Below are 24,566 nucleotides of genomic sequence, written 5' to 3'. Positions count from 1 at the left end.
GGCTTTGCCCCGCACCCCAGCAGGGGGCTGTCCGCCCCCTGCACCCCGGACCAGGCACGGCCTGGACCGAAGGCGGATGAACCGCGCGATGCGCGGTTCATCCGACGGGCCCGTGGCAAGACCACGAAGGCCTCGCCAGCCGAGGCGGTTTTGACTGGCAAGCACCTCGCCGGTCTTGCCACGGCCCGTTCGATGAACTGCGCATCGCGCAGTTCATCGACCCCGGGTCCAGCGCTTGCGCTGGTTCGGGTCGAGGGGCGAATAGCCCCCGCGGGGTCCGGGGCAGCGCCCCGGCGCTACGCTGCCGAAGGGGGAGGTCTTTACCACCCTGCGTCCGTCTGCTACGTCCGCGGCGGGATGTCGGACGAAACCAAGCTTCCTTCGGGCCGCCTCGGCCGCCTCGTCCGGCTCGCCGAGATCGGCGCGCGCACGGGGACGAGCCTGCTCCTTCGCCGTGAGGGCGACGACGCGGCTGCCAAGCGTGCGGCCGAGGTCCTCGGCAACCTCCGCGGCGTTGCTGCCAAGGTCGGCCAGATGGCCGGTTACATCGACGGGCTCGTCCCCGAGGAGCATCGCGACGCTTACCAGCGCTCGATGAAGAGCTTGCTCGCCGCGGCGCCTCGATCCTCGCCCGAGGCCATTCGCCTCCTCGTCGAGGAAGAGCTCGGCGCCCCGCTCGATCGACTCTTCGCCGAATGGGATGAGAAGGCTGTCGCGAGCGCCTCCATCGGCCAGGTGCACCGCGCCCGCACCCTCGAAGGGGAGGAGGTCGCGGTCAAGGTCCAGCACCCTGGCGTGGCCGAGGCCGTCGAGGCAGACCTGAAAAATGCGGGGCTGCTCGAAGGCGCGCTCTCGATGATGGGCACGCGCAAGGTCGGCTCTGCGAAGATGCTCGAGGAGGTCCGCGCCCGCTTCCGCGAGGAGCTCGATTACACGATCGAGGCGCGCCGCCAGATCGAGTTCGCCCGTGTCCACGAGGGCGACCCGAAGATCCTGATCCCTCGGGTCGATCTCGATCGTTCGTCGCGCCGTGTGCTCACGACCCAGTTCGTTCGCGGCCGGACGCTCGACGAGGCGGCTGGCCTGCCCGAGCGTGATCGCGTCGCGCTTTGCTGCACAATGTGGCGGTTCGTTTACAAGGGCACGCTGATCGGCGAGATGTTCAACGCCGACCCGCACCCGGGCAATTACTTCTTCCAGGACGACGGCCGCGTGGCGTTCCTCGATTTCGGCTGCGTGCAGCCCATCCCCGAGAAGCGGCGCGGCGTCGCGCGCAAGCTGCACCGCGCGGCCGTCGAGCGCGACGAGGCCACGTTCACCGAGGCCGCGAAGATCATGCTGGAGACCCGGGGCGGCGATCACGAAAAGCGCGTGCTCTCGTACATCCGCCGCGCGTTCGAGCCGCAGTTCTCCTCGCCGTTCCGGATCACGCGCGACTACGTGGCGAGCCTCGTCCACCACATGAAGGAGGCGGGCAAGGAGACGCTCAAGACCGGGGACACCTCCTTCGTGCCCATGCCCGAGGGCATGCTCTTCATGAACCGCCTCCAGTTCGGGTTCTATTCGGTCCTCGCCCGGCTCGACGTCGAGGTCGATTACGCGGCGGAAGAACGCTCGTTCATGGCCTGAGATCCGCCCGGAACAGGCCTGATCCCTGGTGACGCGCCCCCGCGCGTCGTGCTCTCATCGGCTTCCCGGAAACCCGGAGGAGAGCACGCCATGGCCACCAAACGCACACCGAGCACCACGAAAAAGAGCGCGCGCAAAGCGTCTCCGAGCGCGGCGTCGACCCGCACCACCTCGGCCCCGCGGACGAGCGCTGCCCGCGCCCCCGCGCCCGCCGCCAAACGCAGCCGCTCCGCTTCCTCCTCCGGCCGGACCACGGCGGCCGCTGCTGCCGCGCCCGCGCCTGCTCCCGCTCCCGCTGCTGCTGCCGCGGACTCGAACCGCACGTACCTCGAGCTCTCCGAGGACGGCGGGGGTTCGCACAAGTTTTACGAGGTGGTGATCGACGGGACGAAGGTCTCGATTCGGTACGGCCGGATCGGCGACGGCGGGCAGAAGCAGGAGCAGAAGTTCCGCACGGCGGCCGAGGCGATCGCGTTCGCGCAGAAGAAGATCAACGAGAAAAAGAAGAAGGGTTACGAGTCGGCCGTGATGGGCGTGCGGCAGAAGCGCGCCGTCACGCGCCGGACCATCATGAGCAAGCCCTCGACGGCGAAGCGCGCGCCCGTCCTGTGGAAGTTCGACTCCGGCGCCGCCGCGCTCGGCATCTACATCGACACGAAGCTCTTCTGGGTCGGCAACCAGAGCGGCGCCGTGTTCGCCGTGACCGCGGACGGCACGATCGAACAGCAATACAAGCTCCCCGACGGCGTGAAATGCATCATCGCCGACGACGACTGGCGTTATGCCGGCTGCGACGACGGCAATGTCTACGACCTCGGCGGCCACGTCCCGCGCCTCGCCTACGAGGTCGAGGAGAACGTCGACATCTTCTGGCTCGACATCTACCGCGGCAAGCTCTGCGTCTCCGACGCCGACGGCAACCTCGCGATCTTCGATCACGAGAACGAGACGAACTGGCGCAAGAAGAGCAAGGGCAGCAGCGGCTGGATGGTGCGCGCCGACGAGAAGGGCGTTTATCACGGCCATTCCGGGGGCGTGACGAAGTACGCCTGGAAGGACGGCAAGGCGCTCTGGGAGGCGAAGACGCGCGGCTCCGTGCTCTTCGGCTGGCAGGAGGCCTCGGACGTTTATGCCGGCACGACCGACGACAAGGTGTACGTCTTCTCGAAGGATGGCAAACCCGGCGTCGTCTGCGATTGCGACGACACGGTCTACTCCTGCGCGGCCTCGCCCGGCGGCAAGTACATCTTCGGCGGCGACTCGAGCTCCACCATTTATTGCTTCGACGCGGCCGGCAAGCGCCTGTGGAAGCTCGCGACGGGGTGCGGCTCGGCGTACTCGATGCAATACCGCGACGAGCGGCTCTACATCGTCACGACCGACGGATCGCTCGCCTGCATCGACGCGAGCGAGGACGCGATCCAGAAGGCGCAGGCGGGCGAGGTGCCCACGCCGCGTGACATCAAGGCCCCGGCGAAGGTCCAGGAGATCCCCTCGACGCAGCTCGAGACCACGCGCGACACGTCGAAGGGCGTGATCGTCGAATGCGTGAAGCAAGGCGGCAAGCTCCGCGTGCACGTCGTCTCGCCGGGCTTCAAATCGTCGTACAACTGCCAGTTCCCGCGCAACATCCGCGTCGAGGGCGCGCGTTACGTCGTCGACGAGGTGCGCGAGGCCGCCGGCGGCGGGTTCTACCGCGTGCTCGGCGAGATTCGCCGCCTCGCGCAGTAACCGAAAAACCCCTTCCCTCCCGCGCAAGAGCAAGGTTGTGGCCTGGCGAGGTCCGCCCGCGGCGGCTATCCTCGGCCCTCATGCGACCTTCTCTTGCGTTCTCTTCAACATTCCTTGCAGTGGCCCTCGCGCTCTCCGTGTTCCCTGCCTGCAGTGACGGTGGCGGCAGCGCCGGCAATGGCGGCGCGGGCGGCTCCGGCGGCGCGGGTGGGACCGGTGGGACCGGTGGCACCGGCGGAACAGGCGGCGGAACTCCCGGGTCCTGCTCCGCAGCGGGCAAGTGGCAGATCACGTACGAGCAAGACGTGGACGGCTGCGTCCCCGCAGGCGATCTCTTGACCGTCACGCCAAACGCGTCCGACGTCTCGATCAGCGTCACCTTCGAGGGCGACGACACGGCGCCCATGCATAGCTGCAACCCCGAGCCCCCCACGCCCGCTTCGTACACGGCGACCGGGACCGTCTCAGCGGATGGCTGCACGCTCACCCTGAAGAGCGACACGTCGTATTGCTTCTCGGGCGAGGATCAATGCGAGAAGCGCGAGATCACGCTCGAGCTCGCGGGCGACGAGGCGACCGGGACGCTCGTGTACTCGAAGTGCTGGTGCCCCACGCCCGGCGCCGGCCCGATTACCGCGAAGGCCACGGCGAAGCGCGTGCCCTGATCCTTCTTTCCCGCCTCAAGACGAGAGCAACGCCTCCAGGCGATTGCCAGCCGCGCGACGCTCCAGCACCTCGAACACCTTCTCGGCGATGACGCCGCCCGCTTCGAGCGGCGGGAGCCCGCCCGTGTAGATGTTCGAGAGCACCGTGTACTCGAAACGCGCCTCGGGATTGCCGCTGAACGCGGCGGCTTTCCGCCTCGTCTCGTCGTCGCGCAGGCAATACACCAGATAGGCCGAGAGGCTGCGCGACGCGAGGGCGTCGCCTCCGGGGCGCTCGCCGATCAGGCAGATCACGAGGTCACATTGCACGAGGTCGGCAATGTCCTCGGAGAGCTTCACCCGCCCATTGGGGGCCAGGATGGGTTTGCCCATGGTGATGCCGCGGGCATTCAAACCGTCGAGGAGCACGGGGAGGAGCTCGCCCGCATTGTGGTGGACGGCTTCGGCGCTGAGCCCGTCGGAGACGAGGATCTGCACCTGACGATGCTCGGAGACGAGCGCGGCGCGGTGGGCCTCGGCGACCCGGGCGCCCAGGTATGGTGAATGGAGGTGCGCTTCCTTGGAATGGGCTTCCGTGGCGATCACCCGGAGATCGACGACCTCTTGCAGCGCATCGATACAGAGCACGCTCTGCGTCGCCTCGCGGCCCACGGCCTGATGGAGCCGGACGCGGCGACTGACCTCGTCGGCGGGCCGCGGACCGGCGTTCTCGAAGCCATGCAGGGCCGGCGTGGTCGCGACGAGCCCTTCGAGCTCCGCATCCGATGAAAGGAACTGGCGCAGATTTCCCCAGTTCGGGCCACGAGCGAGGCTACCGTCTTCTTCTTTGCGAAAGATCCCCCGCTCGATCGCCCACGCCTCGTACTCCGGCGTCACGCGCTTGCCGTAGAGCTCGCGCAAGGTCTGGTCGTCGTGGCCGCTGGTATCGAAGTACGCGAGCATTCGATCGGTATTGAGCGCGACATCCATGTAGTAATTCGCGCCCGCCGCGGTCAGCATCTGCGTGGCCATCTGCTGGCCTTCGAGCGTGATGTGCGAGTGGAGCGTGAAGCACGGCGCCATGCCCATGGGCAAACCGAGCAGCTTGCCCATGAAGTGGTCCTGCAGGTTCGACACGATCATCTCGAAATTGTCGAGGTGCGTCTCCGGACCGATGAAGCCGGTGACGTTGTTCACCATGAAGGGATCGTAACGGCGGGCGAGGCCGTAACAGAGGGCCTCCGTCGTCGTCATGTCGATGCCGTGGTGCTTGCCGTAGGTGAATTCGCTCCCCTGACCGGTCTCGAAGTACATGAATTGCCGCGCGTCCGGCCCGAGCGCTCCCTTTTCGCGCATGGTCCGATACCCCTGGTCGAGCAGCTCGACGGTCACGTCGAACTCGGCCGTGAGCGTCTTCTCGGTGCCGGCCAGGCTCTGAAAGAGGATCTCGACCGGCGCGCCTCGTTCGAGGCAAGCGAGCTGCGTTTTGACGTGCCCGAGGACGCAGATCTGCGTGGGCACGCCCGTCTTTCGGCGGACTTTGTCGAGGTGGCGCAGGAGTCCGGAAATGTTTTCGACGGTATCGATCGCGGGATTGATGCCGAGCAGCGCATCGCCCGCGCCCATCGAGAGCCCCCAGTACAAGAGGAGCGTGATCCCGCGCAGATCGTCGGTCGGATGGTTCGGCTGCAGGCGCGAGGACAAGGTCCCGGGCAACCCCAGGGTCGTCCGCGCTTTCGTGGACCGCGGGATGCGTCGAGCGAGAAAGATGAGCTCGTGCACATCGCAGATCTTCGCCAGCGCGGCCGCCATCACGCCGGTCAAGGCCTTGCCCACGCGCGCGCTCTCCGCGCCCGGCGAGCGCAGGAGATGGTTTTTCAGCCCGCCCACGGTCATCGATTCGATCTCGGCGAAGACGGCGTGATCGATCGTGTAGTTGACCCGCATGACGGAATCGACGCTCCCGTCGTCGTCGGTGAGCGGATGGTCGTAGAGGTGCCGCAGCGTGAGCGATGACAGGATCGTCCGGGCGGCCTCGCGGTGCCGGACGCTCTTCGCCGCGAGCCCCGCGTTTCGATCGCCCGCCTTGTTCTCGTCTGCGACGCCGAGGAGCGCTTTCAGGCCGAGAAACGAGATCTCCTCGTCGAGGACGGTCGTTCGATAGAGCTCCGGCGGCCGCGGCCGGGGAACGACGATGTCGGACAATGGCACGAGCGTCGGCGGAACACTTTGCATCGTCTCCTCGATTCTCAATCCAGCCCGTGATACCAGACGGGAACGACGTGATCCTTCATGCGCCCGATCTGCGCGAAGCGGGCGTCTTTGACGACGACCTCGTCGATGACGACGAGGCGGACCGGGCTCTTGCCCCAGTCGCTGACGTACTGGCCGAGGGTCTTGCCCACGTTCTCCGCCACGAACAAGACGAGCGCCTGTTCGGGTCGGAGCGGACGCGCCCTCAATTCGTCGCCGAGCAAAGCGCCGAGCCGGCGAATGGCCGCGAGCGCGGGGCCGAGCCATTCGATCCGCAAGCAACCGCCGGACGGGGTCTCGCGCACGAGGCGAAGCAGCGCGTGCACACGCTCGGCATCCGCGTCGCTCCCCAGACGGCCGAGAATGGGCAAATCGCGCAGGGGGAGGACGCTGGGCGAGGAAAGAAAAACGGTCGCGCCGGAAATGTCCATGCTGTGCCGCATCATTCCGAAGACCGTCGCGCGGCCGAAATGGTCGGGGATCCATGACGCGAGGTCCCGCGCGAGGACGTCGGACGCGAGGATTCGCTGGGCGAGATCGATGCCGAGATCCCCGAAACAAGTCGCCGGTGGCCACGGCGCGCCCCGCAGTTTGTCGTAGACGAGCGCGCCCACGCCGCCCGAGAGCGTGACGACGCGGGGCACGCGCGGCGCGGGTGGTTCGAGCCCGAGGTCCGTGTGCAAATGCAAGCGCGCGACGGGCGTCGTGAACGGCTCGGCGCGCCCGGTGACCGCGGCTTCGAGGAGCTCGACGTAAAACGAGAGCACCGCGTCGACGTCGCCGGAAGACAGCGTGTCGCCGGGCCCGCGTGCGATTCCCAGGTGGTCGAGGAGCGCCCGAGCATACCTCGACATCGCGACGATCCGATACGTCCCGGGCTCGACCTGGAGATGCCGCGCCCCCACGAAAAAACAGCCCGTGCGGCGGACCTCTCCGTCGATCCCGAGCGCGAGGTTCGTCGTCCCGCCGCCCATGTCGAGGTTGACGATCTCGACCTCGGGGTGCCGTCGCGAGAGCCGCGCCGCGCTCCCGAGAAACGCCATCCAGGATTCGAGGTTCGCGTCGCCAATCGCCACGAGGATGGCGTCGCCGAGACGCGCACGGAGCAGCGACGAGAGCGCCGCGGCATTGTCCCGCTGGGCCGAGAGCCCCGTGATGAGCGCGCCGCCGCCAAAGATCTCTTTCCCCTGCAAACCCCCTTCGGCGAGCCAACGCTCGAGGAGCGCAACGACCGCGCCCTCGTCGATACGTCCCTCACGGAGGGGCGTGAAGACCGGAACGGATCGATATTCCTCGGTGAGCCGGCGGAGCTCCACCCGACCGGTGACGCAATTGCGCACCATCATGGCGGACGCGACCATCGCGCTGCTGGTGGTGCTGCCGAAGTCGAGACCCAACAGGCTGACCGTACCGCTCAACGCGCGCCCCCCCAGGCTCCTCTCCCCCGCAAGTAGACCACGGATCTCGGCCCGGGGATAGCGTCCTTTCGCCTCGGGAGGTTCGCCCCTCCGATGGTGGGGAGCCTGGGCTCGCGCGCTCCGCGACGGATGAGCCGGGCTGCAAGACATTGCGCGACCACGCAAGGGTATGCTGCGGCGCGCCCTCCTTCGGCGCCACGACCGCCCTGACGCACGCAATTCCTCCTCGTGAGAGAAGGAAACCATCGTGGCATGCGCCATGCAAAACGGTGCCCGCGGAGGCTCGATTTCCATCGGGCACGCGCAAGGAGCCTGCATGACCAAAATCAAACGGTTGTCCTGGGTGGGTGCGAAACGGCCATCGATCCAGGGCCTCGCGACCGCGCGAACGCCGCGCGTCCTGCGCGAGGAGGCCATGAAGAGCCTCCTCCAGGCCACGGGGATCCCCACCGTCGAGGATGTCGCGTCCCCGGAGGAGGAGGCCATCGAGCTCTTGCGGATCGCGGCTGGCGTCGAGCACTCGCTGATGGTCCAGTACCTCTATGCCGCGTTTTCGTTCGACGATATACGAAATCCTCTCGCGAAGACGATTCGGACCATCGCCGAACAGGAGATGGCGCATTTCGCCACGGTGCAGAACCTGCTGCGTGTCCTCGGGGCCGAGCCGTTTCTCGGGCGCCGCGACGACGGGCCCCCGAGCGAGCTCGATCCCCTCCCGTTCCACCTCGAGCCCGCGAGCCGCGTCGCCCTCGCCAAATACGTCGCGCTCGAGATGCCTTCGCTCGATCTCGTCCCGCCCGAGCTGCGGAACGAGGTGCAGGCGATCCTCGCCGAGGCGAACGACGCCGTCCCCGGTGACGTGCATCGGGTGGGCGCCATTTACATGAAGATCTACTGGCTCTTCCAGAAGGAGGATGGTCCCGAGGGCCCGCTCATGCTCACGCCGGAGATGGGCATGCCGGCCGGCTGGCACATCCGCGCGCTCAGGCCCAGGGCCGAGGTCCTGCCCTACCAGACGAACGCGACCGAATGGAGCGGCAGCGTGCCCCATTTCTATGTCGACCCCGTCGGCGACCGCGCGGATGCATTCAAGGCGCTCTATCGGATCATGGCCCAAGGCGAGGGCTTGCTCGACGACGACGACTCGCATTTCCACGCCTTCCTCGAAGGGTATCGCAGCGTCGTGGCGACCCCTCCGCGCATCCTCCCGGTCCCGACGAATCCCAGCCTCTCGACGGAGCCGCACACCGACGCCGAGCGCGAGCAGAACCGTATCACCAACCCCCTTTCGCGCATGTGGGCGGAGCTGTTCGATGTCCGCTATCACCTGCTTTTGCTCCTCATCGGCCTTTCGCTCTCCACGCCGGCGTCGGACGAGGCGCGCGCGAGGTACGTGGATGGATCGCTGGACGAGATGAAGACGGGCATTGCGCGCGTGACCCGGCGGATCTTGCAGCTCCCGCGCAAGGAAGGCGGCGCGCCGGACGGCGACCGCGCAGCCCCCGCGTGGAGCGCCCCCGACACCCTGCCGTCCGGGAGAGCCGAAGGCTTGCAACGTCTGAGGGAGCTCACCGCGCGCTCGGAGCGCCTGCTCGCGCGGCTCGCCGAAATCGACCCGAGCCCCTCGGCGAGGGCGCTGATCGCGAGCCTTCAGATGCTCGACGCCGCGCGCCGCGAAAACCGCTCCCTCCTTTCCTTCTTACCCGTCGCTTGATGACCCAGGTCCATTGGAGTTCAAGATACCGAGAAGGACGAAGAACGATATCATGGCGAAGGTTTACAAGATCCACCCAGGAATCGGCGTCGCGCGCGTCGGCGACAGCAGCGACGCATTCTTCATCGGTCCGGAGATCCCCGGCGAGCGGGGCGTCGTGCCTACGCCGAAAGGTGAGCGGCCCGTGGAGCGATACAAGGACGCGTCGGGCCGGATCCTGCGGCAGGCCGCGCGGTTCCGCGTCTACGAGTACGAGAGGACCGACAAGGGAGCGCTGCGGCTCCTGCGGGAGATCACCGCGGCCGACGCGGAGATCACCTGGCACGTTCGTCTCGCCAACCGCAAGGCAGCCTCGAAGGGTTTCGCCACGGAGATGCCTCGAAATCCGGACGTGCCCGAGGACCAGCTCGTGATCGCGCCGATCTTCGACCCGATCGTCGGCGCAAACCAGACGGCTGTGGCCAGCCGACCGGCGCGCTTCATGGGGACCGAGGTCTATCTGGGCGAGCTGCGCACGGACGCGGCAGGTCGGCTGCTCGTCCTCGGCGGGCACGGCCATTCTGCCTCCGTGCCGGCAGGACAGCCCATCACCAGCTTCGCCAACAACCCGGGCTGGCACGACGACGTATCGGACGGCCCGGTGACGGCGACGATCCGGCTCCCGAACGGCGAGACACGGCAGGTCGACGCGCCGAGCTGGGTCATCGTGGCGCCGCCCGATTACGCGCCCGCCATCGGTGGAATCACCACCCTCTACGATATCGCGGTCCAGGCGTCGGTCACGCGTGGCTTCGTGGCGCCGCCGGCGACGCCCTCGTTCAAGCGGGACATCCTGCCCATCCTGAATCGCGCGAGCCGCCTGCGCTGGGTCGAGCAATGGGCCCAGTGGAACAGCATCCCGCGCGATGGGACGACGCTGTCTCGAAAGGGCGACCCCGCGGCCAGCGCGCTGCGACAGACGGCATACGCGCTCGTCAAGGATGCGCAAGACTCGGGCATCCTGAACGATTTCGCGTTCACCGACGTCCAGCTCGCGGCGCTCGACGCGTGGGTGGCGGAGAACTTCGTCGACGATGCATCCGCGCCCGAGGAGCCCGTGGGCATAACGCCAGGCGGCCTCGACCGCGCGGCGCTCGACGCGTGCGTGGGCGGCGGTTTCTACCCGGGCATCGAGGCCGGCGAGAAGATGAAGACCGCGGCGATGTACGCCGAGCCCTGCCGCCTCACGACCGCCCCGTTCGTGAACGCCGAAGGCGAACAGGAGACGCTCGTGCCCGGCGCGCTCACCGCGCGCATGGCCGTGCCGTGGCAGGCCGATTTCCTCAAATGCGGCGTCGGATGGTGGCCGTCGCAACGGCCCTCGATGGTGATGCGCCGCTCGGACGACACCAGGCCGAGCGCAGGCTGGACGAGCGACATCGATGACCACACGGAGCTCGTCGAGAAGTTCGGGCGGCTCGGGATCATCGTGCCGCGCCGGAATGCGGCGGGCGAGGAGGTCTTCGTCGAGGCCGAGCGCAGCGAGATCTGAGGCGGAAAGCGCATCAGGAAAACGCCCATGGTTCCCTTCTTCGACGTGGCCGTCATCGGCGGCGGGCCGGCCGGGTGCTCCGCCGCCATCACGCTCTCGCGCGCAGGCCAGAGGGTGCTCGTGCTCGAACGCGGGCGATACGAACGCCTGCGCGCGGGCGAGACCCTGTCCCCCGAGGCGCTCTTGCCCTTGCAACGACTGGGGATATGGGAGCGGTTCCTCGAAGAAGGGCACCTTCCCTCGCCGGGCACCGTGTCCGCGTGGGGGAGCGAAGAGCTGCACGAGAACGAGTTCATCTGGAGCCCCTACGGACACGGGTGGCACCTCGATCGATTGCGATTCGATCGATTCCTCGCCGCGGAAGCCATACGATCGGGCGCGACGCTGCGCACCGGCGCCCAGGTCCAGGCCTGCGAGCCATCCCGCGGGGGCCATCGACTCACCATCGACGTGGACAGCCGCGTCGAAGCGATACACGCGGAGGCCGTGATCGAGGCCGCGGGCAGGGCTGGACGCCGCCTCGCCGCGCCCAGCGCGCGCCGGATCAGGTTCGATCGCCTGGTCGCCCTGGTGGGCTACGTCGAGGGCACGAGTGAAGAGGACGCGCGCACGTTGATCGAAGCGACCCCTTCCGGCTTCTGGTATTCGGCGCGATTGCCTGGACGAACCCTCGTGGCCGCCTTCATGACCGACGCCGACCTCCTGCCGCGGGGCGGGCGCGGGGTCGCAGAAGCGTGGCAACGAGCGCTCTCGGGCGCGCCGCGGACACGCCTCCGGGCGGGCAGGGGCCGTCTCACCGGCTCGCCGAAAGCTGCCCCTGCGGAGAGCGCATGCTGGGACGAGGTTTCTGGCGACGGCTGGATCGCCGTGGGCGACGCTGCGTGCGCGCTCGACCCCCTGAGCGGCAAAGGTCTCCTCGAGGGACTCTCGGCGGGCCTCTCCGCGGCGAACGCGCTCCTGTCAGGGAGAGAGGCGATGGCCGCCCATGCGCGCGCGGCGCACGTTCATTTTGCAGAATACCTGCGAACGCGAGGAAAAACCTACGACGCGGAGCGGCGCTGGCCGGAGGCGCCTTTCTGGCGGCGACGACACGAAGCTTTTCGCGCGGCCGCCCACGAGCTGACGCCGAGCGTCGCGCCCGATCGGCGTGTGCCGCGCGAGCGAGCGTGAGGGATGTCTAGAACGGGCAATTCACGTACACCGGCCCCGAATACCCCGCGTCGACCCGCGCCCGGAGGACGCTGCATTTCCCCGGCGTGACCGGGACGAATACACTCTGCCCCGACTCCTCCGGCGTGAGGGTGGTGCCATTCGCCCAGAAACGGATCTCCTCGCCCCGGGCCCGCACCTCGACCATCGTCGCGTCACGAATCACGCTCCCCGGCGGCAGCCACGCCCCGCCCGACGTGCGCACCTCGAACGAGCACGCCGCCGGATCCCGCACGCAGACGCGCCCCGCGACGATGCCGTCCCGCACGCCCTTCGCCGAGCGCTCCTCCGCGAGCACGAACGTCGTCGCCCGCAGATGGCCGCTATGGCTGTCCGAGCCCCCGACCGGGACGAGCGGCCGCGCGCGCAGCGGGACCTCCCGATCGAGCCGCGCGAACGTCGCCTCCAGCGTGGAGGCCATGTCGCCGAGCAGGAAGCGGTCCCGGAGCTCCGTCACCGCGAGGTTGTACACCTCGAACGCCTGCGCGATCCGATCGGCCGCGACGATCTCCTCCGGATACGGCCCCGGCTCCGTGAACGGGCGCCACGAGAGGTTTGCCCGGGCCATTCGGATGATCGAATCCACGGGCGTGAGCAGCGGATGATTGACCACGAGCAGCCCTCCGCGCTGCACGAATGCCTGAAAAAACTTCGCCGGATCGGTGAGAGCCGCGCGCGCCGGGACGTCCGCATAAACGGCGTCGAGATCCGCGAACGCCGCCCCGATGTGGCCGTAATGGTGGTCGGTGTACTCGAACCCCACGACGAAGATCGGCTCCCCCTCCCCTCGCGGCACGGCCCGCTCGAGCGCCGCGAGCTCGCCTCGCACCCTCTGCCGCAAGGACTCGCTCTGGAAGAACTGCGACGGCACATGCGGCGTGAGCACCACGAAATCGAGCCCCTCGGCGCGGACGAGCTCCACCGTCTCCTCCATCCCTCGGCTCACGTGTCGGGGCGAATCGGGAGGGCTCACGTGGCAATGCATGTCCCCGCCGAGGAGCTGATAATGGCTCTTCTCCTCCGGGAGCACCGCCGCGGAGACGCCGAGCGGCGCCGGCCGGTGCGCGCTCGACATGGTGGCATCGAGCAGGTGATGCGAGATCGAGCGGCTGCAGCCGACGAGCAGCGTCAAGGCGAGGAGGAGGGTCGTCTCGGGCGCGCGCTTCACGTGGTTCCTCTTGTCATGGCCGGGCTTGGACGGCACGGCAAGCCCGGAGCTTGGGCGCTGGATCGGAAAACGAGGACCCTGGAGCGAGGGCGAAGCTTGGAGAGCCGGGAAGACGCCGAAAGGCGTACTTTGCCGTCGAATGCCCGCCCTTTGCCGAACTCCTGCCTGCGCGCCGGAGCACGCAATGCTGCAGGCTCGGGCCTGCACCCGAGCACGTTTCCAGCGCCCGAAAATCATGACGCCCGGCGAATCCGCGGAAAAACGGCGCGCCGGCGGGCCCAGCTGGGCTGGCCCGCCGCGTGCTTCGAAGAATCGGCATGATCGCGCTCCTCCTCAGCTTTGCATGGGACGTCCTTCCCCGTCGGCCCGTTCTCCAGGAATCCCCGCGCCTCGTCGAGGCGGGCGTCCGCGTCGAGCGCCGCGTGACGGAGGATTACATCGCGCGGGTCGTGGCGATGAAAGACGCCGCTGCGCGCAACCTGCTCATCACCCAGGCCTATGGGGATCTCTCGCTCGAAGTCGCCGAGCTCCTCGGCAGCGGCGCCGGCATCAACTGGTGCACGATGGCCGCCTGGGCCTCGCGCCGCGCCGGACAATCCATTCGCGGTGAGGATCTCCCGGGACAACAATACGTCGCCCGCGCCGCCGCGCGCGTCCCGGGCGCGCGGTTCTTGCTCGATACCATGCGCGACGTCTCGCGGGAGGTCGGCGAAGGCAATCGCGAGGTCTTCATGGAAGTCGCCCCGGCCTTCGCCGGATTCGCGCGCGCCTACCGCGAAGGAGACGAGTCCCTCGCCGCGTTCTTCGCCTCGTTCACGAAAGGCTCGCCCGATCGGGGCGGCCAGGACATCCTGCGCCGCGCCTTCGAATGCTACCTCGAAGCGGCCCGGACGCCCGCGGGCAAACGCAAAGCGGAGCTGCTCTACGCGGCGAACCTGTACGTCGCGCTGCAGGAGCAGACGCGCCTGCAAGGCCGGATCGCGGCCGCGATGCCCGGCGGCCCCACCACGCGCGCGCTCGTCACGAAGGCCATGCTGGAGCTCGAGCTCGGCGGCGGGACGGCCATCCACAGGCTCGGCGCGGATCTGCCCGATGGGCCCTTCGGCGAGTACCTCGAAGCGCTCGAAGATCCGGAGCTCGTCACGTTCGTCCTGCGCTTCGACGCCGACATCCAGTCGACGTGCGGCAGCCGCGCGGAGCGCTGGGATTCGCTCGCCGATCGCATGCGCTTCATCGTGGAGCTCTTCCGGCTGCATGGGAGCGACGCCTCGCTCTTCGAGGAGCCCATCAGCGCCGCCGAGTGGCTCGCGCTCACTGGCCGCGTGCGGCCGCGGCGCCCGTTCGCGTCGCGGCCCCTCGGCTGAGCATTACTTCTCCGGCGTGGATCCGCCGCCGACGCGCGCCGCGATGCGGCCCATCGAGTGATCCAGCTGGAGCATCGCCTGGATCCGATCCACCGTCGCCCGCGCGACGCGCAGGCGCGAGGTGCGCACGGTGTCCTCGGCTTGCTGCACCTGGAGCGGCGTCGAGGTGCCGAGCGCGAACCGCGCGCGCTCGGCTTCGAGCTGCTTCTCGGCGATGGCCACGGTCTGCGTCGCCGCCCTGCGCCGCGCCTCCGCGGATTCGAGCTGCGCGACGAGGCGAAGCGCGACGATGCGGATCCGGCTGCGCGCGGCTTCGAGGTTGTTCTTCGAGATCTGCGCGTTGATGCGCGCATTCTCGACCTCGGCCGATTCACGCGCGGTCGTGAGCGGCGCCTCGAAGACGAACCCCACGTACCCGCCGACGGCGCCGAACGTGCCGATCTGCGCGAACGCCGGCGCGATGCTGCCATTGCCGAGGCCACGGAGCTCCACGTATCCCTCCACGTCGAGGCGCGGTCGATACTGATCCCCCGCCACCTGCGCGCGGGATTCGGCCGAGGCGACGCGCGCCTCGAGCTCCTTGAGCTCCGGCGACAGCGAGGCGAGCGCCTTCTCGACCTCCGCCACGGTCGGCACCGGCGGGTCCACGGGCTCCCCCGAGGCGCGCAGGCGCGCGTTCGGATCGATGACGGCGAGGGCCTGGGCGAGCTCGAGACCACGCTGGATCTCGGTGAGCTCCGCCGACGTGACCGACTCGCCGAGCGTCGCGATGCGCGTCTCGTACGAGAGGACATCGACGGCCGCGGCCGCGCCCTTCTCGCGCCGCTGATCGGCCGCGTCGCGCTCGACCTTCGCGAGAGCGCTCGCGGCCTTCTCGATCGTGAGCGCGCGCGACGCATACCAGAGCTCCCAGTACGACGTGAGCGCATCCCGCACGACCTCGCTCGCCACCCGCTCGCGCCCCTCGTGCGCGGCCGTCCGATCGAGCTCCGCGGCCCGGAGGCCGGCCTCGCCGATACGTGTTCCCGCGCCGCGGAGAATGGGCTGCGTGAGCGAGAGCCGCGTCGACATCGAATATCCCACGCCCGCCGCGCCCGCCGTGACGAGCTCACCGACGGGGTTCGACGTCGAGCTGCGGCTGCTCTGCACGGAGAGCGACACCACCGTGCCGGTCGCGAAATCCTTCCGCAACGCCGCGTTCAGCGCGAAGACGTCGCGCTCACCGACGCTCACCGAACCATCGCGCTGGAGCGCGGGCGACGCGCTGTGCGTGTATCCCCCGTTCGCCGTGAGCACGAAGGGGTACCGCACCTCCTGCGCCCGCACCAAGGCCGCCGCCTGCTTCTCCGAGAGGATGGCCGAAGCGACGTCGGGGTTGTGCCGGAGCACGAGCGTGACCACGTCGTTCTCCGTGATCTCGTGGACCACGGGCGAGGAGCCTCGCGTGGCCGCGCTCGCCGGGACCGCTTGAGCGTCCGCGTCCGCGGCGGAGAGGCCGAGCGCGAGCGAACACGCGGCGACGCACCATTTCGACGTTCTATTCATGACGCAATGCCTCGATGGGGTTGAGGCGCGCCGCCTTGCGCGCCGGCAGATATCCGAAGATGACCCCGACGGCCGCGGAGAACGCGAAGGCCCCGGCCACCGTGCCCGGCGAGATGACGAACGGCAGCGACAAACTCTGCGTCGCCGCGTACGAGAGCGAGAGCCCGAACAGGATCCCGAGAATGCCCCCGAGGAGCGCGAGCACCACCGCCTCCACGAGGAACTGCAGCAGCACCTCGCTCGCGAGCGCCCCGATCGCGAGCCGCGTCCCGACCTCGCGCGTCCGCTCGGTGACGCTGACGAGCATGATGTTCATGATGCCGATGCCCCCGACGAGCAGGCTCACGGCCGCGATACCGCCGAGCAGGCCCGTCATCGACGCGGTCACGCTGCTCATCGTATCGGCGATCTCCTGCATGTTGCGCACGTTGAAATCGTCGACCGCGCCGGGCTGGATGCGGCGCCGCTCGCGCAGGAGGTCCTCCACCTGCGCCTGCACGGAGGACGTCATCTGCGCCTCCTCCACCTGCAGATACACCGAGCTGATGTTGTTGTTGCCCGCGATGCGCCGCTGGAAGGCCCGGAGCGGCATCAAGACCACGTCGTCCTGATCGCCGCCCATCGCGGCCTGGCCCTTCGACGCGAGCAAGCCGACGATGAGGCAGGATACCTGCTTCACGCGAATGCGCTGGCCCATCGGCATCGTCCCGGGAAACAGGTTGTCCCGCACGGTCTTGCCGATGATGCACACGGGCGTGCCCGAGGCGGCCTCGACCTCCGAGAAACTCCGGCCCATTTCGACCTTGTAGCCGCGGACCTCGAAATACCCATCGTCGACGCCGATCACGCTCGTCGGCCAGTTCTGGTTGCCGAAGACCACCGTGGTGCTCGACTGCGCCGTCGGAGACAGGGCCTTGATCCCGGTCACCTCACGCTCGATCGCCTCGACGTCGTCCTTCTGGAAAGGATTGCCCGCCGTGCGCTCCGGCCCGCGCCGCGCCGCGCCGGGCGAGACGACGAGCATGTTCTCGCCGAGCGCGCCGACGTCGCTGCGCACCTTCTGCGTCGCGCCCTCGCCGATCGTCACCATCGCGATGACCGCGCCGACGCCGATCATGATGCCGAGCATCGTCAAGAAGGAACGAAGCGCGTTTTTCCGCACCTCGCGCAAGGACATGATCAAGGTGGCCCAGAGCATCAGCGATTCCCCGAGATGATTTTGCCGTCGCGGAACACGACCGTCCGCGTCCCGTACTCGGCCATGTCCGGCTCGTGCGTCACCATCACCACGGTGATGCCGTGCTCGCGGTTCAGCTGCACCATGAGCTCCATGATCTCGACCTTCCGCGCGCTATCGAGGTTGCCGGTCGGCTCGTCCGCGAGCAGGAGCGACGGCTCCGTCACGAGCGCCCGCGCAATGGCCACGCGCTGCTGCTGACCGCCCGAGAGCTTGGCGCTCGTGTGCCCCGCGCGTGACGAAAGGCCCACGAGATCGAGCGCCTTGAGCGCGCGCCGCCGCCGCTCGTCGGCCGGCACGCGCCGGTAGACGAGCGGCAATTCCACGTTCTCGAGCGCCGTCGTCCGCGCGAGCAGATTGAACCCCTGGAAGACGAACCCGATGAAATGGCGCCGGAGGAGCGCGCGCTGGTCCTGATCGAGGTTGCAGACGTTGACGCCGCGAAAGAGGTAGGCGCCGGACGTCGGCACGTCGAGACAACCGATCATGTTCATGGCGGTCGACTTGCCCGAGCCGCTCGACCCCATGATGCTGACGAACTCCCCCGGATCGATGCGCATGTCGACGCCGTCGAGCGCGCGCACCTCCGACTCGCCCTCGCCGTAGATCTTCTCGACGCGCCGGAACTCGACGATGGGGGTTTGGGGGCGTAGCTCGGCTTGTCCGAGCGCAGCCCCCAAGTGATGCGCCGCGGCGCCGCCGTCCGGGCGAGGCAGCTCAGCCACGCGGCGCCTCGATCATGCTGACCACGACGTCGGTCCCCTCGGTGATCTCCTCCGAGCGAATCTCCGTGCGAATGCCGTCCGTCGCTCCGACCTCCACCTTCACGCGGCGGGGCTCGCCGCCCGTCGGCAGCCAAAGCGCAGGCTCGCGCGGCGCGCCCGTGCCGCCCGTGCCGCCCGGGCGCTTTTGCTGCCCCATCCCCCCCGGCCGGCCGCCCATGGGCAGGAACTGGTTCACCGAGATGCCTTGCTGCTGCTGCGTGCTCGACTTCCGGTTCGGGTTGAACCGCAATGCGGCATTCGACACGAGCAGCACGTTCTTCCGCTCGTCGACCACGACCGTCGCCGTCGCCGTCATGCCCGGCCGGAGCAATCCTTTCGAATTGTCGACCGAGAGCCATGCCTCGTACGTGACGACCGTCGTCCCGGTCGTCGGCATGTTCTTCACGGCCAGCACCTTCGACGCGAACGATTGCTGCGCATACGCGTCGACCGTGAAGCTCGCCTCCTGCGCCTCCTTCACCGCGCCCACGTCGGCCTCGTCGACCTGCACGTTGAGCTGGAGCTGCCCGAGATCCGCCGCGAGCACGAAGAGCACCGGCGTCTGCATGCCCGAGGTCACCGTCTGGCCCGGCTCGACCGCCCGGTTGAGCACGATCCCGTCGATCGGCGAGCGAATGACCGCCTTCGAAAGGTTCGTCTTCGCGACCTTGAGCGACGCCTGCGCGAGGGTCACCTGCGAGCCCGCCGACGACACCTGCGCCTCCGCCCGCTTGTAGTTCGCCTGCGCCGTCTCGACGTCCTGCGCCGGGGCGAGCCCCTGCGCCAGCATGGACTCGGCCCGCGTCAGCTTTTGCTTGTTCTCGCTGGCCGTCGTGCGCGCGTTCACGAGCGAGGCGTTCGCCGAGGCGAGCTGCGCCGTCGCCTCCTCGATCCGGGCCGTGTATTGCTCGGTGTCGATCTCGGCGAGGATCTGGCCCTTCGTGACCTTGTCGTTGAAATTGACGTGGACCTCGAGGACCCGGCCCGTGATCTCCGCGCCGACCTCGACGGTGTTGCGCGCCTTCAAGGTGCCGGTGGCCGTGACGGTCACCCGGAGGTCGCCGCGCTCGACCTTCTGCGACTGGTACTTCGTGCTCTCCGCGGCGGCGGTGGTCTTCTTCTTCCAGGCGTAAAAGCCGCCGCCGCCGCCGGCGACGAGGACGAGGGCGACGAGCAGCCACGGCAGCCGCCGCCGTTTGCCCCGCGCGACGACCTTGAGGACCTCGGGATCCCCGGCAGTCGGCTCGATGGTTCGAGGAGATGTCATGATCGTTCCCCTTGGACGGTTGCCGAGGCGGGCTCCCTACGCGGGGACGTGGTCGATCGTCGGAGGTCGACGCGCGCCCCCCCGCGGGAAAGGCGTCAGCCCGCCACTTTGACGAGCTGCTTGCCGGTGTTCGCCCCGGTGAAGAGCCGCCGGAGAGCGGCGGGCGCGTTCGCCAGGCCCTCGACGACGTCGACACGATCCTTGAGGCGCCCCTCGGCCGCCCACCGCGCGAGGTCGCCGATCGCTTCGCCGAAACGAGCCGCGTAGTCGGTCACGATGAACCCCTCCATGCGGCCGCGCTTCATGACCAGGTTCATGAGGTTGCGCGGCCCGGACCCGGCCTCGGCGCTGTTGTAATCGCCGATCGAGCCGCAAAGCACGACGCGCCCGCGCATGGCGAGGTGCGAGAGCGCCGCCTCCAGGATGGCGCCGCCGACGTTGTCGAAATACACGTCGATCCCGTCCGGGCAGAGCTCGCCCAGCCGCTTGTAGACGTCCTCGTCCTTGTAATCGATCGCCGCGTCGAACCCGAGCTCGTCCTTGATCCACGCGCATTTCTGCGGGCCACCCGCGATACCCACGACCCGACAACCCTTGATCTTGGCGATCTGCCCGACCGCATTGCCCGTCGCGCCCGCGGCGCCCGAGACCACGACCGTCTCCCCTTCCTTCAAGCTCCCCACGTCGAGCAGCCCGAAATACGCGGTGAGCCCCGTGATCCCGAAGAGCGAGACCGCCATCGTCGGCGGCACCCCCTCCGGCAGCTTCCGCGGCCCGCGGATCGAGGGCTCGAGCACGGCGTGCGTTTGCCACCCCGTCATCCCGAACACGAGGTCCCCCGGCGAGAAATCCGGGAGGCTCGAACGGAGCACACGCCCGACGCCGCCCGCCCGCATGACCGCGCCGATCTCGACGGCCGGCAGGTACGAGTCGCGCTCCATCCAGATTCGCTGCGTCGGATCCACCGACAGATACAGCGTCTCGACGAGGATCTGCCCCGGCCCGAGCTCCGCCGGCACGGGCTCCTCGTGCCAGGTGAAATCGCTGTCCTTGATCATGCCCTGAGGCCGCGCCGCGAGGCGCCAGGAACGGTTCACTTCGGTCATCGTCTGCTCCTCTCGGGGCGCACCGTATCCGGCCGGCGCGCCTCGAGCAACGGCCCACGCGCCGCCCCTTCCCTCCGCCGCGATCCCCCCTATGCTGCGCCCATGTCCCGCGTCCCCGGACTCCCCCTGCACCCGGCCGTCACCCTCTTGCCGTTTCTGTACCGCCCGTTCCCCTTCCTCGACGCCATGGCGAAGCGGTACCCGGACGTCTTCACCATGCGCTTTCCGGCCATGCCCAAGCCGGCCGTGATCTTCCACCACCCCGACGCCGCGAAGGAGATTTTTGCCCTCGGCCCGGACGACGCCCACGCCGGCCAGGCCAACGCCGTGCTCAGGCCGCTCCTCGGCAATGCTTCGCTCCTCCTGCTCGACGGGAAAGAGCACCTGCGCCAGCGAAAGCTGCTCATGCCGCCGCTGCACGGCGAGCGCATGTCCTCGTACGGCGCCCGCATGATCGCGCTCACCGAAGCCTCGATCGCCGCCTGGCCCGAGCGCGAGCGCTTCCCGGTGCACGAGCGCCTGCAGGCGATCACGCTCGACGTCATTCTGCGGGTCGTCTTCGGCATCGGCGAGGGCGAACTCTTCGATCGATTGCGCGAGCGGCTCGTGGGCATCCTCGATCTCGCGACGAGCCCGCTCTTCCTCTTGCCGTGGTTCCAGAAGGACCGCGGCCCGCTCACGCGCTGGAACCGCCTGGCCCGGGCGCTCCAGGAGGCCGACGAGATGCTTTACGCGGAGATCCGGCGCCGGAGGGCCTCGGGCGAGCGCGGGGACGATATCCTCTCGCTCCTGCTCGACGCGCGCGACGAGCAAGGCGAGCCCATGACCGACGGCGAATTGCGCGACGAGCTCGTGACCCTGCTCGCCGCGGGCCACGAGACCACCGCGACCGCGCTCTCCTGGGGGCTCCGATGGATCCTCGCCTCGACGAGCCTGCGGGCGCGCCTCGTCCGCGAGCTCGAAACGGAGGGCGCGCTGCCCAATCTCGCGCCCGAGCGTATCGCCCGCTGCGCGCTGCTCGACGCGACGACGCGGGAGATCTTGCGCCTGCAGCCCGTGGTCATGATGGTCGGCCGCGTCCTCCAGCGGCCGATGCGGATCGGCGGCTACGACCTCGAAGAGGGCACGCCCGCCCTCGTCTCGATTTACCTCATTCACAGGAGGCCGGACCTCTATCCGGATCCGACGCGATTCGATCCGGACCGCTTCTTGCGCCAGCGATTCGCGCCCCACGAGTGGCTCCCCTTCGGCGGCGGCATCCGGCGCTGCATCGGGCTGGCCTTCGCGCTCTACGAGATGAAGATGATCCTCGCCACGATCCTCGCGCGCGCGGAGCTACGTCTGCCGCTCTTCGGCAAGGTGCACGAGGTCCGTCGCGGGGTGACGATCGCGCCTTCCCGCGGGATGCCGGTCGTCATGGAGCGGCGGGCGTCCTGAAACGGGCAGATTGAGGAGCCGACTCAAACCGGATCCACGATCGAGAAGATAGCTCGTAGCACAGCATTGGGTATGGCGAGCGAGGCGTACGCGACGAAGAGCTTCAGGGCGAGGCCGTGTTTCTTCGTGGTGAGCCAGTTTGCTCCGATGCGGAGCAGGCACGTGAGCCAAAGCCCGACGAGCGCGCCATAGGCCGGGAGGTACTTGAAATCGGCCGATCTCACGAAATCGGACAGGGATGCCCCAAATTCGCTCGTCGTCCCCGCGGGTTCTGCCAACCACAGAAGCAGGGCGCCGAGGAGGCAGAACGGAGCCGTGACGACGCTGAGGAGTGGGAGCGTCGCCAGGACGAGGTACACGCGCGCGTGATCGACCTTGATGGGTCCACTCGCCCTGCGCCCCGCGCGATGGAGGAGGATGACCGCCGTGAGGGATGCGGCGAGCACGGCGCAGGCGGCGCCCCACCCGCGGAGCAGGGCGACGCACAGGATTCCCGGGGTGGACTTCTGCGCATGGAAGAAGCTCAACGCGTAGGCGCTCCGGAGATAGTCCACACTGCCCATGACCAGCCCGACCACGGCGCCGACCGGGAAAGATAACCTCACGATCTTGTCGTAGGGCGAGACCACGCCGGGGAGGGACGCGGCGGGCGGCGACGCGGCGGGCGGCGCGTACGCCTGGCCGAGGTCGAGTTTGTCGTCCATGTCCCTGCCCCGCATCCTACGCGAACGGTTTGTCGGGGTCAACAATCACCGGTCCCGCCCTCCCGAGCGACGACTCGCTGGGTTTGGCCTCCTCCCACTGTGCGATGATTTCCTCCAGCGCGGATTCGATCGGACCGCTCTCATAGAGTTCGTCGAACGTCGTATCGTACACGAACAACCTGCCATGCTTGTGGCCGTAGAAACACACGTTCGATGCATCCATGAAGAACGAAAGCTCTGGGTCCAGCGCCAGGGCACGCTTGACCTCCACCTGCTCTCCCAATCCGTGGAGACTATAGAGGTAAAACGGCGTCTCCCACGCCGGCATGGCTACTTTCAGGGAGCTATCCACGAGCGTTCCCCCACGACACGCGCCGTAAATCTGCTGATGCATGCGAAACTCCGACGCGGGCGGTCTCGTCCAATCGGTCGAATAGTACAGTACCGAGACGGATGCCGTGCCGCTTGCCCATATCTTTGCCCGCATGCCCTCCTTGTACGTCTCGTCTGGCTGTCCGTAGCGGCGTATGAGCACTCGCTCCAGAATTCCGGGGTCGTTGTTACTCATGGTTTTCTGAAATCTCCGCCATGCGCTTTGAGATGTCCCTGCGTTCCTCCTCGCACCGGTCGCACGACAGAAGGGTCGGCCGCAAGGTCAGGCCGGTTCGCGACGGTAGGATCATGGTGCCAGCGGGCATCCAACGGAAACTCGCCAGTCTTACGGATATCATCCAGCTCCTTGTCCGACCATACACCACTCCCTCGGCCTCCCTCTCGAATATTCTCGAGCTCTTGGGCCTTCTTGAGACGTACACCCTTGTCGCGTGCCGTTTCAATCGCCCGCCTCTCCGGCGTGCCCTTGGGTGGAAGCCGCGCTTTCCCCCCCGCCTGCCCCGCGCCGCCGTTTGGGCTTGACACGGGCTTCGTCGTCGTCGTGACCGTCGTCCCGCTGGGCGGCTTCGGCTGCGCCGCAGGCGGCGGGCTCGGAGCCGGCGCACTCGGCAGCTTCGGCCGCCGCAAGAACCCGCCCGGTCCGCCCGCCGCGCTCGGCAGGAACACCGGCATGCTGCGTAGCCTCTGCTGAGCCGACCGCAGCGCCCTCGCCCCCGCGGTCTCCAGGGCCCCCGCTCCCGCCGTGGCGAGCGTCAACAAGGTATCCGCCAGGGCGTTCACGATCGCGAACTTGGCCTCGGCGTCCGCCCAGCCTTTCCCATACCCCTTGAGGAATGCCTCCCAGGCGATCTTGGCGAGCCCCTCGTCATCGTACGTCGGCAGATCCGGGATTGCATTCAGTCGGCGGGCCAGATCGGCCCGCATCGCCTCGGCGCCTCCAGGGTTGTTCCAAAGCGCTACGTCGAAGGGGCGCCCCCCGCCGAGACTGAAATTGAGCGTATTCCTCGCTTCATCCGCCTTGCCAAGCGTCTCACCCCACGCGCGCCCAATCCGCTCCCCGGTCCTCCTCGCCTCCTCCTCGGCCTCCCTCCGCGCCAGGTTGACTTTCTGCTCCTCATATGTCTTCCCGGGCGGAGGCGGCGCACACGGAACCCTCGTCCCAGGCATCGGAGCGGGCGTGGGCGCCGTTTGCCCGAGGAAACGCTGATCCGGAGGCCTGTTTCCCGGCCTGTCGCAGGGCCTCATCGCCGACGTCCGCGTCACGGTTCGGATGGTCGTGCGCTCGGCCGGCCCGGCTTCCGGCTCCTTCGCCGCGATCTTCACCGGAGGCGGCGGCGGCGGCGGCTTGTCGCAGGGCAGATCCTGATACGCGAGCCCCAAAAGCCTCCGGCTCTCGGGCGGCGCGAGGGGGTCATGGATAAAAACGGCCTTGACCGAAGGGTTTTCCAGGAG

At 68.4% G+C, this 24,566-nt stretch carries 19 protein-coding genes; 8 read left to right on the top strand and 11 right to left on the bottom strand.

Annotated elements, in window-relative coordinates; all coding sequences use genetic code 11:
• Positions 1-357: 357 nt before the first annotated feature.
• From QHF83_RS28485 to QHF83_RS28475, 3 genes are all read left to right on the top strand, one after another.
• Complete coding sequence (locus tag QHF83_RS28485) at positions 358-1,629, top strand: AarF/ABC1/UbiB kinase family protein (protein ID WP_282421115.1); 1,272 nt, start codon at positions 358-360, stop codon at positions 1,627-1,629.
• Between the two features lie 90 nt (positions 1,630-1,719).
• A complete protein-coding gene (locus QHF83_RS28480) occupies positions 1,720-3,360 on the top strand; it encodes a WGR domain-containing protein (protein WP_282421114.1) in 1,641 nt (546 codons plus the stop codon).
• 80 nt (positions 3,361-3,440) lie between these two features.
• On the top strand, positions 3,441-4,025 hold the full coding sequence (locus tag QHF83_RS28475) for a hypothetical protein (RefSeq protein ID WP_282421113.1): 585 nt from the start codon (positions 3,441-3,443) through the stop codon (positions 4,023-4,025).
• A gap of 15 nt (positions 4,026-4,040) precedes the next feature.
• On the opposite strand, the gene eutB is transcribed toward QHF83_RS28475, so the two are convergent.
• Both eutB and QHF83_RS28465 read right to left on the bottom strand, forming a co-directional pair.
• Positions 4,041-6,239, bottom strand: coding sequence for an ethanolamine ammonia-lyase subunit EutB (gene eutB / locus QHF83_RS28470; RefSeq protein ID WP_282421112.1), 2,199 nt, complete (start codon positions 6,237-6,239; stop codon positions 4,041-4,043).
• A gap of 14 nt (positions 6,240-6,253) precedes the next feature.
• Positions 6,254-7,654, bottom strand: coding sequence for an ethanolamine ammonia-lyase reactivating factor EutA (locus tag QHF83_RS28465; protein WP_282421111.1), 1,401 nt, complete (start codon positions 7,652-7,654; stop codon positions 6,254-6,256).
• Positions 7,655-7,991: 337 nt separating this feature from the next.
• Between QHF83_RS28465 and QHF83_RS28460 the strand changes: the two genes are divergently transcribed.
• From QHF83_RS28460 to QHF83_RS28450, 3 genes are read left to right on the top strand one after another with little or no spacing between them, the layout of a single operon-like run.
• Positions 7,992-9,389, top strand: a complete 1,398-nt coding sequence (locus QHF83_RS28460) for a ferritin-like domain-containing protein (RefSeq protein ID WP_282421110.1) — start codon at positions 7,992-7,994, stop codon at positions 9,387-9,389.
• Between the two features lie 52 nt (positions 9,390-9,441).
• Entirely contained in the window at positions 9,442-10,920 is a 1,479-nt protein-coding gene (locus QHF83_RS28455; RefSeq protein WP_282421109.1) for a LodA/GoxA family CTQ-dependent oxidase, read from the top strand.
• Positions 10,921-10,947: 27 nt separating this feature from the next.
• A complete protein-coding gene (locus tag QHF83_RS28450) occupies positions 10,948-12,090 on the top strand; it encodes an FAD-dependent oxidoreductase (protein WP_282421108.1) in 1,143 nt (380 codons plus the stop codon).
• A gap of 7 nt (positions 12,091-12,097) precedes the next feature.
• On the opposite strand, the gene QHF83_RS28445 is transcribed toward QHF83_RS28450, so the two are convergent.
• Positions 12,098-13,297, bottom strand: coding sequence for a hypothetical protein (locus QHF83_RS28445; protein ID WP_282421107.1), 1,200 nt, complete (start codon positions 13,295-13,297; stop codon positions 12,098-12,100).
• A gap of 317 nt (positions 13,298-13,614) precedes the next feature.
• Here QHF83_RS28445 and QHF83_RS28440 point away from each other — a divergent pair, with 317 nt between their 5' ends.
• Complete coding sequence (locus QHF83_RS28440; protein WP_282421106.1) at positions 13,615-14,661, top strand: hypothetical protein; 1,047 nt, start codon at positions 13,615-13,617, stop codon at positions 14,659-14,661.
• Between the two features lie 3 nt (positions 14,662-14,664).
• Here QHF83_RS28440 and QHF83_RS28435 read toward each other — a convergent pair whose 3' ends face one another.
• The 5 genes from QHF83_RS28435 to QHF83_RS28415 all read right to left on the bottom strand — a co-directional run bounded on the left by QHF83_RS28435 (position 14,665) and on the right by QHF83_RS28415 (position 20,580).
• Positions 14,665-16,206 carry a TolC family protein gene (locus QHF83_RS28435; protein ID WP_282421105.1) on the bottom strand — a complete coding sequence of 514 codons (1,542 nt, stop codon included), beginning with the start codon at positions 16,204-16,206 and terminating at the stop codon, positions 14,665-14,667.
• On the bottom strand, positions 16,199-17,404 hold the full coding sequence (locus QHF83_RS28430; RefSeq protein ID WP_282421104.1) for an ABC transporter permease: 1,206 nt from the start codon (positions 17,402-17,404) through the stop codon (positions 16,199-16,201). Before QHF83_RS28430 ends, QHF83_RS28435 begins: the two co-directional genes overlap by 8 nt.
• A complete protein-coding gene (locus tag QHF83_RS28425; protein ID WP_348980475.1) occupies positions 17,404-18,123 on the bottom strand; it encodes an ABC transporter ATP-binding protein in 720 nt (239 codons plus the stop codon). The genes QHF83_RS28430 and QHF83_RS28425 overlap by 1 nt, the downstream gene beginning before the upstream one ends.
• A 37-nt stretch (positions 18,124-18,160) precedes the next feature.
• Entirely contained in the window at positions 18,161-19,474 is a 1,314-nt protein-coding gene (locus tag QHF83_RS28420) for an efflux RND transporter periplasmic adaptor subunit (protein WP_282421102.1), read from the bottom strand.
• A gap of 95 nt (positions 19,475-19,569) precedes the next feature.
• Entirely contained in the window at positions 19,570-20,580 is a 1,011-nt protein-coding gene (locus QHF83_RS28415) for an NADP-dependent oxidoreductase (RefSeq protein ID WP_282421101.1), read from the bottom strand.
• A gap of 102 nt (positions 20,581-20,682) precedes the next feature.
• Between QHF83_RS28415 and QHF83_RS28410 the strand changes: the two genes are divergently transcribed.
• Positions 20,683-22,017: a cytochrome P450 gene (locus tag QHF83_RS28410; RefSeq protein ID WP_282421100.1), complete on the top strand. Its 1,335-nt coding sequence runs from the start codon at positions 20,683-20,685 to the stop codon at positions 22,015-22,017.
• A gap of 23 nt (positions 22,018-22,040) precedes the next feature.
• On the opposite strand, the gene QHF83_RS28405 is transcribed toward QHF83_RS28410, so the two are convergent.
• The 3 genes from QHF83_RS28405 to QHF83_RS28395 are packed head-to-tail and all read right to left on the bottom strand — an operon-like array spanning position 22,041 to position 24,281.
• Positions 22,041-22,721, bottom strand: a complete 681-nt coding sequence (locus QHF83_RS28405) for a hypothetical protein (protein ID WP_282421099.1) — start codon at positions 22,719-22,721, stop codon at positions 22,041-22,043.
• Between the two features lie 16 nt (positions 22,722-22,737).
• Positions 22,738-23,289, bottom strand: a complete 552-nt coding sequence (locus QHF83_RS28400; RefSeq protein WP_282421098.1) for a hypothetical protein — start codon at positions 23,287-23,289, stop codon at positions 22,738-22,740.
• Positions 23,286-24,281, bottom strand: a complete 996-nt coding sequence (locus QHF83_RS28395; RefSeq protein WP_282421097.1) for a hypothetical protein — start codon at positions 24,279-24,281, stop codon at positions 23,286-23,288. Before QHF83_RS28395 ends, QHF83_RS28400 begins: the two co-directional genes overlap by 4 nt.
• Positions 24,282-24,566: the final 285 nt, after the last annotated feature.

It is taken from the genome of Polyangium sp. 15x6 (assembly GCF_029960785.1).
Lineage (GTDB): Bacteria > Myxococcota_A > Polyangia > Polyangiales > Polyangiaceae > Polyangium.
This window is presented reverse-complemented; position numbering and strand designations above follow the sequence as displayed.

What these genes read in the sequence shown, in the direction of transcription:
- QHF83_RS28475 (WP_282421113.1), top strand. Translation starts at nt 3,441, where the DNA reads ATGCGACCTTCTCTTGCGTTCTCTTCAACATTCCTTGCAGTGGCCCTC.
- QHF83_RS28480 (WP_282421114.1), top strand. Translation starts at nt 1,720, where the DNA reads ATGGCCACCAAACGCACACCGAGCACCACGAAAAAGAGCGCGCGCAAA.
- QHF83_RS28420 (WP_282421102.1), bottom strand. Translation starts at nt 19,474, where the DNA reads ATGACATCTCCTCGAACCATCGAGCCGACTGCCGGGGATCCCGAGGTC.
- QHF83_RS28485 (WP_282421115.1), top strand. Translation starts at nt 358, where the DNA reads ATGTCGGACGAAACCAAGCTTCCTTCGGGCCGCCTCGGCCGCCTCGTC.
- QHF83_RS28455 (WP_282421109.1), top strand. Translation starts at nt 9,442, where the DNA reads ATGGCGAAGGTTTACAAGATCCACCCAGGAATCGGCGTCGCGCGCGTC.
- QHF83_RS28410 (WP_282421100.1), top strand. Translation starts at nt 20,683, where the DNA reads ATGTCCCGCGTCCCCGGACTCCCCCTGCACCCGGCCGTCACCCTCTTG.
- QHF83_RS28435 (WP_282421105.1), bottom strand. Translation starts at nt 16,206, where the DNA reads ATGAATAGAACGTCGAAATGGTGCGTCGCCGCGTGTTCGCTCGCGCTC.
- eutB (WP_282421112.1), bottom strand. Translation starts at nt 6,239, where the DNA reads ATGCAAAGTGTTCCGCCGACGCTCGTGCCATTGTCCGACATCGTCGTT.
- QHF83_RS28400 (WP_282421098.1), bottom strand. Translation starts at nt 23,289, where the DNA reads ATGAGTAACAACGACCCCGGAATTCTGGAGCGAGTGCTCATACGCCGC.
- QHF83_RS28405 (WP_282421099.1), bottom strand. Translation starts at nt 22,721, where the DNA reads ATGGACGACAAACTCGACCTCGGCCAGGCGTACGCGCCGCCCGCCGCG.
- QHF83_RS28440 (WP_282421106.1), top strand. Translation starts at nt 13,615, where the DNA reads ATGATCGCGCTCCTCCTCAGCTTTGCATGGGACGTCCTTCCCCGTCGG.
- QHF83_RS28450 (WP_282421108.1), top strand. Translation starts at nt 10,948, where the DNA reads ATGGTTCCCTTCTTCGACGTGGCCGTCATCGGCGGCGGGCCGGCCGGG.
- QHF83_RS28430 (WP_282421104.1), bottom strand. Translation starts at nt 17,404, where the DNA reads ATGCTCTGGGCCACCTTGATCATGTCCTTGCGCGAGGTGCGGAAAAAC.
- QHF83_RS28395 (WP_282421097.1), bottom strand. Translation starts at nt 24,281, where the DNA reads ATGCCTGGGACGAGGGTTCCGTGTGCGCCGCCTCCGCCCGGGAAGACA.
- QHF83_RS28415 (WP_282421101.1), bottom strand. Translation starts at nt 20,580, where the DNA reads ATGACCGAAGTGAACCGTTCCTGGCGCCTCGCGGCGCGGCCTCAGGGC.
- QHF83_RS28460 (WP_282421110.1), top strand. Translation starts at nt 7,992, where the DNA reads ATGACCAAAATCAAACGGTTGTCCTGGGTGGGTGCGAAACGGCCATCG.